This is a genomic window from Microbispora sp. H10885 (assembly GCF_014161415.1).
Taxonomy (GTDB): domain Bacteria; phylum Actinomycetota; class Actinomycetes; order Streptosporangiales; family Streptosporangiaceae; genus Microbispora; species Microbispora triticiradicis.
Genome location: NZ_JABBWY010000008.1, coordinates 124,486 through 139,917, shown reverse-complemented (window position 1 = coordinate 139,917; position 15,432 = coordinate 124,486). Strand labels below are relative to the sequence as shown.

The 15,432-nt window shown below is 72.2% G+C and carries 14 protein-coding genes; 5 read left to right on the top strand and 9 right to left on the bottom strand.

The window, feature by feature from the left end; genetic code table 11:
* Positions 1-30 precede the first annotated feature (30 nt).
* Positions 31-183 carry a hypothetical protein gene (locus HHX37_RS22055; protein WP_165900704.1) on the bottom strand — a complete coding sequence of 51 codons (153 nt, stop codon included), beginning with the start codon at positions 181-183 and terminating at the stop codon, positions 31-33.
* Positions 184-195: 12 nt separating this feature from the next.
* The gene (locus HHX37_RS22050; protein ID WP_182886583.1) at positions 196-351 is read right to left on the bottom strand and encodes a hypothetical protein; all 156 of its coding nucleotides are present in this window, start codon (positions 349-351) and stop codon (positions 196-198) included.
* Between the two features lie 245 nt (positions 352-596).
* Between HHX37_RS22050 and HHX37_RS22045 the strand changes: the two genes are divergently transcribed.
* The 3 genes from HHX37_RS22045 (at position 597) to HHX37_RS22035 (ending at position 5,793) form a co-directional block, all read left to right on the top strand.
* A complete protein-coding gene (locus HHX37_RS22045) occupies positions 597-2,747 on the top strand; it encodes a peptidase domain-containing ABC transporter (protein ID WP_182886582.1) in 2,151 nt (716 codons plus the stop codon).
* 256 nt (positions 2,748-3,003) lie between these two features.
* Positions 3,004-4,068 carry a hypothetical protein gene (locus HHX37_RS37840; protein ID WP_182886581.1) on the top strand — a complete coding sequence of 355 codons (1,065 nt, stop codon included), beginning with the start codon at positions 3,004-3,006 and terminating at the stop codon, positions 4,066-4,068.
* 318 nt (positions 4,069-4,386) lie between these two features.
* On the top strand, positions 4,387-5,793 hold the full coding sequence (locus tag HHX37_RS22035) for an AMP-binding protein (protein WP_182886580.1): 1,407 nt from the start codon (positions 4,387-4,389) through the stop codon (positions 5,791-5,793).
* A 149-nt stretch (positions 5,794-5,942) separates the two neighbouring features.
* Here the strand turns inward: HHX37_RS22035 and HHX37_RS22030 are convergent, their stop codons facing one another.
* The 3 genes from HHX37_RS22030 to HHX37_RS22020 form a co-directional block, all read right to left on the bottom strand.
* The gene (locus HHX37_RS22030) at positions 5,943-6,548 is read right to left on the bottom strand and encodes a DUF1707 SHOCT-like domain-containing protein (protein WP_182883604.1); all 606 of its coding nucleotides are present in this window, start codon (positions 6,546-6,548) and stop codon (positions 5,943-5,945) included.
* Positions 6,549-6,719: 171 nt separating this feature from the next.
* Positions 6,720-7,142 (bottom strand): hypothetical protein, encoded by a 423-nt coding sequence (locus tag HHX37_RS22025; RefSeq protein ID WP_182886579.1) that lies wholly within the window; start codon positions 7,140-7,142, stop codon positions 6,720-6,722.
* A gap of 197 nt (positions 7,143-7,339) precedes the next feature.
* Positions 7,340-7,750: a histone-like nucleoid-structuring protein Lsr2 gene (locus HHX37_RS22020; protein WP_182883534.1), complete on the bottom strand. Its 411-nt coding sequence runs from the start codon at positions 7,748-7,750 to the stop codon at positions 7,340-7,342.
* 164 nt (positions 7,751-7,914) lie between these two features.
* On the opposite strand from HHX37_RS22020, the gene HHX37_RS22015 reads away from it, so the two are divergent.
* A complete protein-coding gene (locus tag HHX37_RS22015) occupies positions 7,915-8,670 on the top strand; it encodes a DNA-formamidopyrimidine glycosylase family protein (protein ID WP_182886578.1) in 756 nt (251 codons plus the stop codon).
* A gap of 38 nt (positions 8,671-8,708) precedes the next feature.
* Positions 8,709-9,776, top strand: a complete 1,068-nt coding sequence (locus HHX37_RS22010; protein ID WP_182886577.1) for a spore photoproduct lyase family protein — start codon at positions 8,709-8,711, stop codon at positions 9,774-9,776.
* On the opposite strand, the gene HHX37_RS22005 is transcribed toward HHX37_RS22010, so the two are convergent.
* From HHX37_RS22005 to HHX37_RS21990, 4 genes are read right to left on the bottom strand one after another with little or no spacing between them, the layout of a single operon-like run.
* Positions 9,764-11,866 (bottom strand): serine protease, encoded by a 2,103-nt coding sequence (locus HHX37_RS22005; RefSeq protein ID WP_310740471.1) that lies wholly within the window; start codon positions 11,864-11,866, stop codon positions 9,764-9,766. The two genes, HHX37_RS22010 and HHX37_RS22005, sit on opposite strands and share 13 nt — an antisense overlap.
* Entirely contained in the window at positions 11,863-12,171 is a 309-nt protein-coding gene (locus HHX37_RS22000) for a hypothetical protein (protein ID WP_182883536.1), read from the bottom strand. The genes HHX37_RS22005 and HHX37_RS22000 overlap by 4 nt, the downstream gene beginning before the upstream one ends.
* Positions 12,172-12,175: 4 nt before the next feature.
* Entirely contained in the window at positions 12,176-13,297 is a 1,122-nt protein-coding gene (locus HHX37_RS21995) for a zinc metalloprotease (protein ID WP_220499829.1), read from the bottom strand.
* Positions 13,294-15,411, bottom strand: a complete 2,118-nt coding sequence (locus HHX37_RS21990; protein WP_182886576.1) for an NACHT domain-containing protein — start codon at positions 15,409-15,411, stop codon at positions 13,294-13,296. The genes HHX37_RS21995 and HHX37_RS21990 overlap by 4 nt, the downstream gene beginning before the upstream one ends.
* Positions 15,412-15,432 lie beyond the last annotated feature (21 nt).

Sequence of the window (15,432 nt, the reverse complement as noted above, 5' to 3'; positions counted from 1 at the left end):
AGCGCTTCGGGAAGCGCTTCGAAGGGCCGCTCAGAGGGCGATGTCGTCCCAGGAGCACATGTTGCCGCCGTACGAGCCCGTGTTGTACTCGGGCCACATGCCGCCGCTGATGCCCCGCAGGGTCTCCTCGTCGAGTTCGGCGCCGACGGCGTCGATGTCGGCGAGAACGGTCCGCACAGTCATTCCGGTGTCTCCCTAGCAGTAGACGTCGTCGCGGCTGGCGTACAGGCCGGTGTGGCTGTAGGCCCCCTCGGGGTCCATGCCGCCGTTGATCCCCTGGAGCTGGCTCTCGTCCAGCTCGGCGCCGATCTCGGAGATGTCGCGCAGCTCCGTGCGCGGGTCCTTGCCCATCTGATCTCCCTCCTTTCCGTACGGGAGCCGGGACGGCTCCCGCGCCTCAAGGCTCGGTGGAAGATCTTGGAATCGTCTTGCGAGCAGATTGGAGGGGGGCTGAGCACCGCTGCAACCGCAGGCCGGGGGGAGGGCCCGGCCTTCTCGCCGCCTCCCCGCGGCGCGGAAACCGGGCCCCCGCGGCCCGTTCCCACGCCGGATGATCCAAGTCTCCGCGCAGTGGGCGACGGAACACTGCGGGAACCATGAGGTTCAATCGCACGAGGGTGCCGCTGCTGTTCCAGGACTCCATGACCGAGTGCGGCGCCGCCTGCCTCGCCATGGTCCTCGGAGCGCACGGTCACCACACCACGGTCCGCGCGCTCGCGGACGAGATGGGGATCGGGCGCGACGGCGGGAACGCTCTCTCACTCATCCGGGCGGCACGCCGGCGAGGCCTCACCGCACGTGCCTTCTCGCTGCCCGCGGACGGGATCCGGCAGGTCCCCCTGCCCGCCGTGGCCCACTGGGAGTCGCGCCACTTCGTCGTCGTCGAGGCCCTCGGGCGCGGGCGCGTCACCATCGCTGATCCGGGTTCCGGGCGCCACCGGATCAGCGACGAGGAGTTCGCCGAGTCCTTCAGCGGAGTGGTGCTCCTCTTCGAACCGGGGCCGGAGTTCGCTCGGGGACGGTTCGGGAACGCGCGGAGCCGCTCGTGGCTTCGGTTCCTCCGTACGGCGTTCGCCGCGCGGCGGTCCCTGGTCGCCCTGCTGGCCCTGCTCAGCGTCCTGACGCAGGCGTTCGGGCTCGTCCTGCCCGCCCTGACCGGTCTGATCGTCGACCGGGTGGTCCTCTCGGGCGAACGGGACCTGATCACCGCCCTCGGCGCGGGCCTGCTCGCGGTCTTCGCCGCGCACACGGCGGTCGGGGTGCTGCGGGCGTTCACGCTCGCGGCCCTGCGCGTCCGCGCGGACGCCGACCTGCTGGAGATCACCGCGACCCGCCTGCTCGCGGCGCCGTTCCGGTTCTTCGCCGGGCGGACGTCGGTGGACCTGTCCAACAAGGTCATGGGCACCGTGCTGATCAGGGAGATCGTGATCGGCCAGGCCCTCCTCGCGGTCTTCGACGGCCCGCTGGCGCTCGGATACCTGGTCACGGTGGCCGTACGCAGCCCACTGACCGGCGCCTGCCTGCTGGCCTTCGCGGCGGCCCAGGTCGCCCTGCTGCTGGCCACCCGGCGGCACGTGAGCGACCTGGCCCGCCGCGAGGCGGACACGCGCAGCGACGTCCAGGGCCGGCTCGTGGAGGTGGTGCGGGGCATCGAGAGCATCAAGGCCTCGGGCTCCGAACCCCGCGTCCGGAGCCGGTGGACGAAGCTGCTCGCGGTGTACGTCGGCCGGGCCGGGCGCAGCAGCCGGGCCCAGGGCCTGCAGCAGGCGGTGTTCGACGCGATCAGGTTCACGGCCCCGCTGGTCCTGGTCTGGGTCGGGGCGCGGCAGGTCGTCGGCGGAGAGATGTCCCTGGGAGAGATGCTCGCGCTGCAGGCCCTCGCGGCCGTCGCGCTCTCCCTGCTGTCCTCGCTGATCAGCGGCCTGCAGTCGCTCCAGGCGGCCCGGCCGTACGTGGACCGCCTGGCCGACGTCTGGGAGGCCGAGGCGGAGGCGGTCCCCTCGGACGCGGTGACCACCGAGGTGAGCGGCCGCCTCAGCGCGGAGGGCGTGGGCTTCCGGTACACGGCGGAGGCGCCCTGGGTGGTGCGGGACGTCAGCGTGGAGGTGCCGGCGGGCCGGAAGGTCGCCCTGGTGGGCCGGTCGGGCTCGGGCAAGACCACCTTGGCCCGGGTGCTGCTCGGGCTCTTCGCCCCGGCCGAGGGCGAGATCCGCTACGACGGCGTCCCCGCCTCCCGTTTCGACCCGGGCGCGCTGCGCCGCCAGTTCGCGGTGGTGCCGCAGGAACCCGTGCTGTTCACCGGCACGATCGCCGAGAACATCGCGCTGAACGCCCCGGGCGCGTCGGCCGAGGAGATCGCCGAGGCGGCCCGCCTCGCCTGCGTGCACGACGACATCACGGCCATGCCGATGGGGTACGGCACCCTGCTCGCCGAGGGGGGCGGCCTGTCCGGAGGGCAGCGGCAGCGGATCGCCCTGGCCAGGGCCCTGCTGTCCAGGCCGAGGCTGCTGCTCCTGGACGAGGCCACCAGCCACCTCGACACGGCGACGGAGGCGGCGATCGAGGCCAACCTCGCCAGGCTGGACATGACGCGCGTCGTCATCGCGCACCGGTTGAGCACGGTGCTGGACGCCGATCTCATCCTGGTGCTGGAGGCCGGCCGGGTCGTGGAGGCCGGCGGTCACGCCGACCTGCTGCGGGCGGGCGGGCCGTACGCGCGCCTGGCCGGCGCGTCACCGGAGTCGTGACCGGGCGAGAGAGCCGTCCGAAGATTTTTCACTTCGCTTTCCACCCTTCCGACCTGCCCAAAAGCCGTCGGTCGGCCGCCCGGCCGCAGATCGGCCCGCATGGATTCGGGCTAGATGGGAAAGGTCTCCACAAACCCACGGAAGAGACACGGTTTGACAACAAATATAACGATCGCCACTGTCGGGTAGCGGAGCAACGCGCTCCGGCCGCCGCCAGTCCGGCGGAAACCATCACACCGCACGATATGGAGGAACGGTGACGCCGACCAACCCCCGCCGCCCGAAGGAAGGACAATCGTCCGGCCCGGGCGGACCACGCAGGCGCATCTCCCACCCCATGATCCTCGCCACCGCGTTCGTGCTGACCGCGACCGGCGGCGTCGGAGTGGCGGCGGCCTCCGCCGCTCCCGTCACCCCGCCGGCCGACGCTCCGGAGCCCGTGGTGACGACCACCGTGACGATCACCCCCACGCCGGTGGACCTCCCGGCCGAGACCACCACCGAGGTGCCCCTGGTGGGCCCGTTCCTCGGCGTGCTGCACGGCCAGATGGTCGTGCCGGCCAAGAACAGGTGCGACACCCTCACGGTGTTCACCCAGACCGGGCAGGCCGTCGCCGTGGCCGATGGCTCGGTCACCATCCGGAGCCAGGACGGCTTCGAGCGGTCGTACTCCGTCGACGACTCGACGCGGGTGTTCAGCGGCCGCCGCGGCGGCGAGATCCGGCAGGACGCCTGGGTCTCCGTGGTCGCCGCGGAGCCCGCTCCGCAGACCCCGCCCGAAGCCACGCCCACTCCCCCGGAAAGCACGCCCACACCTCCCGAGGAGACCCCCACACCACCCGAGAGCACACCGATTCCTCCCGAAACCACCCCCACTCCCCCGGAGGCGACGCCCACGCCGCCCGAGAGCACACCGGCTCCCCCCGGGGAAACGCCCACGCCCGATCCGCAGACGTCGACGGCTCCGGCGGCCCCCGCCGTGCCGGGGCAGGCGGACACCGTCGCGCCGAAGACCGAACCGTCACCCGCCGCCTCTCAGGGGGAGACCGCGGCGGCCGCCTACGTCTTCGATCTCTCCCGGCCGAGCAAGAAGCTGTGGAACCTCGGCAAGAGCTCGCCGTACTTCCCGCACTGGCGCTCCGGCAAGCCCGCCTGGCGCACTCCCCAGCCCTGCCCGACGCCGACGGTGACGCCCACGGCGCCGACCGACACCCCGACCGCCCCGACCACCCCGAGCGCCCCGGCGGAGACGCCTTCCGACACCGTGTCTCCCACCCCTGAGCCGACGCCCACCGACGCCCCGGCCCCGTCCGGGTCCTGATCAGCCCATACGGCCGGCCCTCGCCTTCGCGGGAGGGCCGGCCTCCGGCTGCCCGGCGCGAGAATACGCCGGGCACGCCGGGAGGCCGCCATGCCCGGCGCGCGGGAGGAGGCCGCCTATACTGCCGCTGCCGGCGGATCGGAGCGGGCGCGAATCCACGAGCGGCAGCGGCAGCGGCCCGGCTCCGGCCCTCCGTCCCACTACTGGCACGATCCCGGTGAACGCGCGGACGCGCGGTCGCCCTCGGCAGTACGGCACTCCGCCCGGCGCATGCCTTCCGTGCCACCCTCGAAGTACCGACGAAAGGTGACGCAGGCCATGCTGGAAGGACTTCGACAGGCGGCCGGAAGAGACGGCGCCGCCGCCGTACGGCTCGGGGACGACGCACTGGCGCCGGCCGAGCTGCTGCGCGCCGCGAGCGCCGTGGCCGGCGGGATCGCGGGCGCCTCCGCGGTCGCCGTCCACGCCACGCCGACGATGGACACCGTGATCGCGGTGGTCGCGGGACTGCTCGCGAACGTCCCGGTCGTCCCGGTGCCCCCCGACGCCGGGCCCATGGAGCGCGACCACATCCTCCGCGACTCGGCTCCCGCGCTCATGCTGGCGGCGAAGGGCGCGCTGGAGGACCCGGGCGCCCTCGGCGTCCCCGTCGTCCCCGTGGACGACGTCGCGGGCCCGGAGACCTCCTTCCCCGGCCCGGACCCCGGCTCCACCGCTCTGGTGCTCTACACCAGCGGCACGACGGGCCGCCCGAAAGGCGTGCGGATCTCACACGGCGCCATCACGGCCAACCTCGGCGCGCTCGCCGAGGCGTGGGCGTGGACGGAGGAGGACACGCTGGTCCACGGGCTGCCGCTGTTCCACGTCCACGGCCTGATCCTCGGCGTGCTCGGCGCCTTCCACACCGGCTCGGCGCTGGTGCACACGGGACGGCCGGCCCCGCGCGCGTACGCCGGGGCGCCGGGGACGGTCTACTTCGGGGTCCCCACCGTGTGGTCGCGGGTCTGCGACGACCCGGAGTCCGCGCGGGCCCTGCGCGGCGCCAGGCTGCTGGTCTCCGGCAGCGCTCCGCTCCGGCCTGCCCTGTTCGAGAACGTACGGGCCCTCACCGGGCACGCCCTGCTCAACCGGTACGGGATGACCGAGACCCTGGTCACGCTCAGCGGCCGGGCGGGAGAGGACCAGACGCCCGGCTGGGTCGGGACCGCCCTGCCCGGCGTGGAGACGCGGCTGGTGGCGGAGGACGGCGACCTCCTGCCCCACGACGGCTCCGCCCTGGGCGAGCTGGAGGTGCGGGGGCCGAGCCTGTTCACGGAATACACCAACGCACCGGAGGCCACGGCGGCCTCGATGACCGCCGACGGCTGGTTCCGCACCGGCGACCTGGCGGTCGTCGGGCCCGGCGGCGTCCACCGGATCATGGGCAGGGCGTCGACCGACTTCATCAAGACCGGCGGCTTCAAGGTGAGCGCCGCCGAGGTGGAGGACGCTCTCCTGGCGCATCCGGCGGTGCGCGAGGCCGCCGTCGTGGGCGCCCCCGACGACGATCTCGGGGAGCAGATCCACGCCTACGTCGTGGCGGACGCGGTCCCGGCCGACGAGCTCGTGAACTTCGTCGCCACCCAGTTGTCCGTCCACAAGCGGCCCCGGCAGGTGCGCTTCGTGGCGGAGCTGCCCAAGAACCGGCTGGGCAAGGTCGTCAAGGGTGACCTCGGCCGCCGGTGAGCACACCGGCCAGACCACTGGCGAGACCGCTGGCGAGCGCACCGGCGAGATCCGGGCGGGGTCCGGGCGGGATCACCGCCGCCTCATCGGGAGGCGGTGATCCGTCGCGGACGGCCCGTGGCCGCCCGCCGTTCCCGGAGAGGCGCGGTTCAGCGGCCGCGCCTGCGCCCGGCCCTGCCGCTCACCCCGCCGAACAACGCCAGGCCCCGCACCACGACCACCGGCGCGGAGGGATCGATGTCCGGGCCGTTCTGCACGTCGAAGCCGCCGAAGATGCCGGTCCCGTGGCAGCGCAGCTCGACCCCCTCGGGCACGATGATCTCGGCGCCGCCGAAGATCGCGTTGACCGTGATCTCGACCTCCTTCGCCTCGAACTCGGCGGAGGTGAGGTCGAACTGCACCCCGCCGAAGACGGCGAGCGCCTTGGTCCTCCGCCGTACCCTCCAGCGGCCCTTGCGTACGGCGCCGCCGAAGACGGCGACGACGCTCTCGGGCTCGGAGGTCGCGTCGGGATGGTAGGACACCGGGGTCGCGGCCGGACGGCGCCGGTCGACCTGCAGGTCGTGGGTGAGCACGTCGAGCTCTCCCACGGTCTTCACCTGGTAGAGGGTGTCCAGGCGCTCGGAGTACTCCTCGTGACTCAGCTGACCGTTGCTCAGAGCCTCGCCGAGCAGGGCGGCGACCTGCTCCCTGTTGCTGTCCGAGGCACGCAGGTGCGACGTCTGCGAGTCGCCACGCTCGGGGGGGTTATCCATGATGGTCACGATAGTTCTCCTCGGCCCCCGGCAGGGAGCCGAACGTACGCGCGACGCGGTCCCGCCGAACCGCGGCGCCCGACGCACGCCCTGCCGGAGTGCCGGGGCGCCGCACGACCGGCGGCAGGTGCCCCTCCACGCGCTCCGCGGAGGGGCACCTTCCACCGGTGTTTAGTTGCGGCAGCCGCTGAAGCAGCTGTTGTCGCAGTCGAATCCCCAGACGGCGTTGGCCCAGAGACAGTTGTCCCACCAGCAGTCATTCCACGAGGGAATGACACTGCCGCACGTCTCCCCACCGAAGGAGGCGGTGCGCCAGTCGTTGAAACTGTTGTCGAAGGTGTTGTTGACCCCGACTGTGGTGTAGCCGTCTCCGAACTCGGTGGTGCCGCACGGGTTGCGGCGGGGGGTGGTGCGCCAGTTGTTGAAGCTGTTCGCGAAGGTGTTGTTGAACAGGACTTCTTCAGCCGGGCCCGAGTAGCCGTATTCGGTTGGAGCGGTCGCCGCGCCCGCGGCCGCGGCGCTCAGTGCGAGAGCGCCACCGGCGAGCGCGGTGGAGAATGCGAATCCGGCGATGACCTTCTTGAGCTTGGGCATTCGTGTCCCCCTCTAAAGGATCAACTGCCTGATTGCACGACATCCACTCTTAGAGAGCTATGTCGTTCAGTGACCGTTAAGCCGCCATCACCCCGCGCTTGCATGGTTTCCAGACCGAATGACCGATAAACGGTGATTTACCGTATTTGATGCCCCATTGCGAGCAATGGGGCATCCGAAGTCCACTTATGCGTCGTTTATCCCGAAATGTCCGAATCTGCGCTGCGAACGGACGGCTCCTCCGGGGTCTCCTCCGGAGCGGCGCCGGGGTGGGCCGCGACGAACCGTTCGAGGATCTCGTCGGGCACCTTCCCGCGCGCGGGCACCTCCAGCCCCTGCTCACGGGCCCACTCGCGGACGTCGGTGAGCGTGTGACCGCGCAGGCGCGGCGACGCGTCCGCCGCCTTCTTCGCGCGCGACGCCTGCTTCACCTCACGGGCGTTCTCCAGGACTTCCTCGACGAAGGCGAGCGCCTCGTTCAGTCGCTTGTGGTTCTCGTCGCACAGGTCGATGGCGAAGGTCCGGTTCAGCAGCGGGAACTCCCGTCTCGCCACGTCGTCGCCCTCGGAGTGGTCGAGGTCGTCAACCAGTATCACCTTCTGCGCCACGTGCCGCCCTTTCCCAGGTGGATCTACGTCTTTCCGGACCGTGGCATCCTACTCGCGGGGTATCCCGCTCGCGCTGGTCACCCGCCACCCGCCTTCCGCCACCCGCCGCTCTCCGGCGGGACGACCGGGGGTGACTTCGGAGGCGGGGCGGGTAGGGCCAGGGCATGCCGGAAGGGCATCTGGTCCATCGTCACGCACGCGAGCAGCACGAGGCGCTCGCCGGGCGCATGGTCCGGGCCACCAGTCCCCAGGGCAGGTTCGACGCGGCACCGTACGACGCCAGGGTCGTCGAGCGCGTGGAGGCTCTCGGCAAGCACCTGCTCTACTGGCTGGAGGGCGCCCCGCCCATCCACGTCCACCTCGGCATGCGCGGCCTCTTCCTGCGGTACGACGACCCCTCGGCCGAGCCGCGCCGGGGCACCCGGCTTCGCCTGGCCACCGGCGAGGTGGCGTTCGACCTGATCGCCCCGATGCGGTGCGAACCGCTCGACGAGGGGAGGCTTCGCGCGCTCAGGGCCGCGACCGGCCCCGACCCCCTGCGCGGGGACGCCGACCGGGAGGACGCCGTACGGCGCCTGCTCGCGGCCCCCGACCCGGTCGGCGCGGCCGTGCTCGACCAGCGGGTGTGGGCCGGGATCGGCAACGCCTGGCGGGCGGAGCTGCTCTTCCTCACGGGCCTCGATCCCCGCGCCGCCGGCATCGGCGCGGAGGCGGCGGGGCGGCTCTGGGACACCGCCGTGCGCTATCTCGCGCTGGGCCGCGACGCGGGGCAGGTGGTCAGCGACCCGGACGCGCCGGACGAGCGCTGGGTCTACAAACGCGAGCGCTGCCGCCGCTGCGGAACCGCCGTCCGCACCTGGACGCTGGCCGCGAGGACGGCGTACGCGTGCCCCGTCGACCAGCCCGCACATGCCCCCTGACCTGGGAAGTCACGCCACCGCCAGGTTGTTACACCCAGGTGAACGAAGGCCACCGGCTCCTGGACATCCGCCGCCTCTACGTCGAGCCCGCCGCGGCCGGACTGCCGCGCGGCAAGGAGATCCTCCAGCGGTTCCCCGACGCCGAGCGCGTCGAGATCGAGTCGCACCACCGGATCCCCGAGCTGTACGGGGACGAGTCGAACGTCTCCCGCTGGGTCAGGATCAAGACCGAGGCACTGGTCCTCGGCGTCAAGAAGTCGCTCACCGCGCGGCCCAACGGCCGGTCGAGCGACTTCATCGCGCCCTCCACCGCGAACGGCTGCGCGATGGCCTGCGCGTACTGCTACGTGCCGCGCCGCAAGGGCTACAGCAACCCGATCACGGTGTTCGCGAACATCGACAAGATCACGGGCTACCTCGCCCGGCACGCGGGACGGCAGGGCGTCAAGCCCGAGCCCAACCAGATCGACCCGCACGCCTGGGTGTACGACATCGGCGAGAACTCCGACTGCTCGGTGGACGCGACCGTCTCGGACAACGTGCGCGACCTCGTCGACCTGTTCCGCGACCTGCCGAACGCCAAGGCGAGCTTCGCGACCAAGTACGTCAACCGCGACCTGCTCGGCTGGGACCCACAAGGCCGTACGCGCGTCCGGTTCAGCCTGATGCCGGCCGCGGACGCCAAGCTGCTGGACATCCGCACCTCGCCCGTCGCCGACCGCATCGCGGCCATCGACGACTTCGTCGAGGCGGGATACGAGGTGCACGTCAACTTCAGCCCCGTCGTCGTACGGGACGGCTGGCTGGAGGACTGGGCCGAGCTGCTCGGGCAGCTCGACGACGCGCTGGGCCCGGCGGCGCGCGCGCAGCTCGCCGCCGAGGTCATCTTCCTCACCCACAACGACCGCCTGCACGAGGTCAACCTCGGCTGGCATCCCAAGGCCGAGGACGTGCTGTGGCGTCCCGACCTCCAGCAGCCCAAGCGCTCGCAGACCGGCGGATGGAACGTCCGTTACAAGACCGGCCACAAGGGCCGCTACGTCACCGCGCTCACCGGCCTGATCGCCGAGAGGCTGCCGTACTGCCGGGTCCGCTACGCCTTCTGACCTCGGGCGTACGCGGCGGGGAGGGCCGCGCCGATCTCGCGTGCGACCTCGGGGTGCGCGAGGTACTCCTCCACGTCGTGCACCCGGCTCAAGGGGTTGGTGACGCAGGTCTCGACGAGTTCGCCCTGCCAATCGTCGTCGAGCGGGCATCCGACGGTGACCGGGTCGGTGGGACACCACGCGTTGAACCAGTGGGTCACCTGGCCGGGACGCTTCGGGCCGCCGGCGAGCAGGCGCCGGTACACGGTGTCGAGGCCGAGCGGGCTGCCCGCGGTGACGAGCAGGCCGACGTTCACGGCCGGGCCGAGGCGGATGAGCAGGTCCAGCGCGACGACCGTGCCCAGGCTGTGGCTGACGATCACCAGCGGGCCGCGGGGCGTCTCCCGCAGCACCGTGTCCAGCACGGCCTCCCGGACCCGTTCGTCCCCCAGGTAGGCGGCCACGTCCGCGAAGATCGCGGCGATGGCGAGCCGGTCCAGGTCGGTGACGGCCGCCAGCCAGCTCAACCCACCGTGCACCAGGTCCGCCCGTTCCCCGCCCGTCGGCCGGGTTCCGGGTATCCCGGCCCTGGCCGCGGCCTCCACGATCAGCTGCTCGTACAGCCGTCTCGTGCCGTAGAGCACGGGAGCCGCCGCGTCGACCGGGTCGGCGAAGATCTCCTCAAGGGAGTGCGGCGCGGGGCGGGAGGGCCGCAGGGCTTCGGCGAGCCGGTCGCCGTAGAAGGGGAAGCAGACGTCCCCCGGGGCGATCGTGGGCAGTCCCGCCCGGGTCAGCCCGCCGTTCAGGCCCGCCGTCCAGTAACGGCGCAGGTGCTCGGGGTCGCGTCCCTGCTGGCCTCGGCCATGCAGGAACACCAGGTGCAGGGCGCCCCCGAACGCCGCGGAGTCCGCGGCGAGCCCCGTCGTGCCGGGCTCGTCAGGAGACACCGTGGTGGCCTCTGACGATCCGGGCGTGACCGTCCGCGTGGCCGCGGGCTCCACCGGCTCCGCCGGCGCCGTCACGGGTGACGCGGTGGGAGCCGATCCCGCGGCGCGGCCGTCCAGGAGCCCCGACTCCGGCCCCATCTCCGCGAGCAGCGCCGTCCACGCGCCGTCGAACCGCAGCGTGACCAGGTGCCGCAGGATCGAGCTGACGCGCACGCCCTCGTTGGACACCCAGTCCACGGCGTCGTCGCCGTCACCGGCCTGCCAGACCTGGCCGTCGCGACGGAGGATGCGGTCCTGGTCGTCGGTCCTCGGCACGCCGCCGTGGTGGAGCGCCGTCACCTCCCACTGGTCGTTGAACACGGGCGAGCCCGAACTGCCCGGCTCCGTGTCGGTCTGGTATTGCAGGAAGTCGTCCAGACGGACCTCCAGCCGGTTCTCCCGGATGGAGATCTCCTTCAACCGGCCCCCGGGATGGCCGACGATGTTCACCGGCTCGCCGATGACGAGCTTGCCCGGCTGCGCGCTGAGCCGGTTCCAGCCGAAGATCTCCCCCGCCGGCCGTCCGCCGGCCTCGGGAGCGACCAGGACGAGGGCGAAGTCGAGGCCCTCGTCGGCCACGAAGAACGCGTCCGGATCGAGGGCGAACCGCTTGGCCACCTCGGGCGTGTTGTCCACGCCGACCTGGGCGTCGAACTCGGCGAACGCCTGCCGTACGGCCTCCGGGCAGGGGAGGACGTGGTGGTTGGTCAGCAGCAGCCGGGGCGAGACCAGGAAGCCGGTGCCGATCGGCAGCTCCCGGCCGTTCTCGCGCACCGAGATCCTCGCGACGGTGCGGGCCGCCCGGGCCCCGCGCGGCAGGAAGCTCCACGCCTGGAGGTCCTTGGCGACGCCGAGGATGCGCTCGTGCATCGCGGGCCGGTCCAGGCGGACGCCCCGGGTGGCGTCGATCACGGCCTCGACCGGCACTCCCTGACGCTGGACGAGCCGGGCGGCACGGGCCGCGAGCAGGTCCGGCGAGTCGGGGAAGGCGTCGCCCTCGCTCTGCCTGCGGCGCACCTCGTCCCGGACCGTGCCGCTGCGGCGATACCGTACGGCTGCCGCCCTGGCGTGGCGCAGGCCCTTCTTCCGGACCTCGTCGGCGATGTCCACGGCGTCTCCCGTCACTTCGCGATCGTCAGCACGCCGCCCTGGCAGGACAGCACGGTGAGGTCGGTGCGCCCGCCTTCGGGGAAGACGACGCGCACGCCGCTCTCCCGCGCGTGCCAGCGGCCCGTCACCGGCCGCGGGCGGTCGGCGGGGCCGGGGCGGAGCTCGACGAACGTGCCGTCCGCCCGGAACTCCAGGCCCCGGCGCGGACGGCGAGAGGGCCGGAACGGATGGCGCGCGGGGCGGTAGACCTCCGCGTCGCCGGTGTCCTCCTCGTAGGAGTGCAGCCACTCCCCCACGATGCCGATGTCCGGTTCCGTCACGGGCTCACCCGTCCGGGTGGCCGCCGACCATGCCGATCGCGGCGCGGATGTCGTTCAGCACCTCGGTGGTCAGCCGCTCGCTGTCCTGGAGCAGCCGCTCCACGTCCCCGTCGTGGCTGGGATGCCACATCTCCGGCATCGCCCGCGTGAGGCGCTCCTCCGTGGCGGGTGCCTCTTTCGCGGGTGCCTCCTTCGCCGCCGGCGAGACGAGGAAAGAGGCCCGCACGCCCTCAAGGCAGGCGTTCATCCGCGCGGCCTGCCCCCGGGTGAACATGAACATGCCGGCGTCGTCGGTGTAGTCCATGTAGTTCACGAACATGTCGCCGTTCGGGCCGTTGCCGCAGGTGACGCGGGGGAAAGCCGGCAGCCCGTAGTTCGCGTCCGCCTGGTTCGGCGTGTCGGCGACCTTGTCGTCGCTCGTGCAGGCGCCGTCGTCGTCTCCCCAGATGTGGTAGAGGTCCAGCCAGTGGCCGATCTCGTGGGTCGCCGTACGGCCGCCGTCGAAGGGGTGGGCCGCCGTGCCCGTCGTCCCGAAGGCCGTGTTGAGGATGACGACGCCGTCGGTCTGCGGCGGGCCGCCGGGAAACTGGGCGTACCCGAGCAGGCCCCCGCGAAGCCGGCACACCCACAGGTTCAGGTACTCGTCGCTCGGCCACGGGTCCGATCCTCCGGTGGCCCCCGATTTCACGGCGTCGTCCACGGTGAAGTCGTGCCGGTCGGTGGCGACGCGCACGATCCCCGTCGCGGGCTCGCCGTCGGGCCCGCGCGTGGCCAGGCGGAACTCCACCCGGGCGTCCGCCACCAGGGCCTTCCACACGTCCGGCACCTTCGCCACGTCCGGATTCGCCGCGCGGAAGTCCCGGTTGAGCACCTCGATCTGGCTGTGGATCTGTTCGTCGGCGATGTCGTCGGCCGGCACGGCCCGGTCGTGCACCACGTGCACGACGACCGGGATGGTCACCACCTCGGTCCGGACGGGGCCACGCCGCCCCTGCTCGTACCGCAGGGCCCGGGTCTCGATCGCGGCACGCCGCGCCCGATAGGTCATGCTCTCGTTGAGCAGCCTGCGGTGCACCAGCATCGTCCCGCACAGGTCGCGGCCCGGGAAGCGGGTCGGTTCGGTCATGGCGAGTCCCTCCGCTCGGGTGTGTGGTCGCGCGCCAGGCGCCGCTGCAACTCGAAGTTGCGGAACTGGTAGAACGGCCCCTCGGCGCGCAGCAGGCCCAGGCGGTGGGCGTCGTCGAGGAAGCACATGGTGCGCAGCGGCAGCCGTCCGCGCCTGGCGAGCCGCGGAATCGTCAGCGTGTAGGCGAGCCAGGCGTGGTGGCTGCCGAGGACGAGCCCGAACAGCAAGCCGAGCAGCAGGCCTCCCACGAGCGCGGTCGGGGTGCTCAATCCGGCCATATGGCTGAGGACTCCGACCATCAGGCCGACACCCAGCCCGCACAGCGCCCGGATGAGCGTGAGGTTGCGGTCGGCGCACCACGTCGACCGGGGAGAGCGCGCCGTCGCGGTGCTGGTCGGATGCTCGACCCAGCGGGTCAGACCCACGGTGAGCAGGTACGTGAGCCCGGACAGCACCGCGATCTTGAGCGCACCGTCGACCCTGTGGCTCATCAGTCCGCCCACGAGCGCGCCCAGCAGGGCGGCCACGACGGCTTCCGCCAGCGTGCGGCCGAGCGTGGCCAGCCGGCCGCGCACCTTGAAGTCGGCATGACCCGGCGGCTCGGTGAACCACGACCTCGTCATGACCAGCACGGCGATCGCGGACACCAGGCCGATCAGCGCTCCGGCGGCCGGCGTGTGGGTCACCACCGCGATCGGGATGCCCGCCAGGGTTCCGCTGGCGACACTGACCGCGAGCCGGACCGCCCGCGTGGAGGCGTACCGCGCGAGATGCCACCAGGCGACGTTGCGCGTGTCCTCCCCGACGGTCAGGATCTGACCCGACAGGTAGGCGAGCCAGTGCCGCACGTGCTCCGGGTCCCAGGCGTGCCGGGGCCGGAACGGTTCGTCGGCGTCCGCGGCGGGGGTACGCGAGCCGACGAGGGCGGGAATGAACCGCTCGCACAGGTGGTCGTAGAGACGGGCCGCGTCCGCCCGCCCGAGTTCGAGCAGCGGCGCGGGGTCCTGGCGGGTGACGACGTAGGCGGACCGGACGAGCCAGAGCCCCAGTGGGGTCGCGGCCACCTCGGCGAGGGCGGGCGCGTTCCCCTTCCTCAGCGCGTCCAGCACGTTGAGCCAGGCGGGGTGCGGCCTGGGCGGCAGGCACGCCTGGAGGTAGTCGGCGGCCGTGTCGGCGGTGATCTCCCCCGGCTCGATGACCGCCGCCGCGGTCAGCACGTCTCCCAGCAGGTCGACGGACTCGGCGAACTGCTCCGTACGGCAGGTCAGGATCAACTGGTCGCGGCCGCTCATCGAGTGGTTGAGCGCCTTGAGCACCCCGGCCCGTGCCTGTCCCGGCAGTTCGTCCAGGCCGTCGAGGACCGGCAGGACCTCGCCGCGCGCCGTCAGCGTCTTCGCGGCGTCGGGACCGTACTCGTCCGCCGTCAGCGCCGGGTAGTCGACGGCGAGGCAGTCGGCCAGCCAGTCCTGTAATCGGGGATGGACCTCGGCGTCCCAGCGTGCCGCGGACAGCAGCACGGGAACGGGCTCATCTGGGAGCCGCGTCCGTAGCAGTTCCATCAGCAGTTGCACGGCGAGGGTCGTCTTGCCCGATCCCGGGCCCCCGATGATGACCAGACGACGGCATCGCAGCGCGCGGAAGTCGGCCGCCATGCCGGCGAGGTCCGCGTTCAGGCTGGGAAAGCTGACGAAGTCCTTGGCGATCATGCGGGGGTGGTCCATGAGCTCGGCGTGCTCCGTCGACCGCCACGGCACCGGAATGGGCTCGGGGTCCGCCAGCGACCTCAGGATCGTCTCGTCCCTCCACTGCTCGGCCACGAGACCGGCGAGGGCGTCCTTGGCGTTGTCGACATCGCTCCGGGTGGGGGCCGGTGAGGGTCTCCTGGACCTGACCCACCAGGACACGAACTGCACGCCCCCGTTCACCAGGCCCACGATGCCGGTCGCCGTGGCCATGAGCTGCGCGACGTTCAGCGCTATCAGGCGGGGCGTCGATTTCGGCAGCAGCAGATTGAGGTTCAGCAGCAGGAGCACCAGCGCCAGGGCCAGGAACAGGATCCCCAGCACCACCGAGGTCCTCGTGTGGTGCCGCCGATGCCACCGCGACCTCTCCACAAGGCCATCATGCGAGCCGCT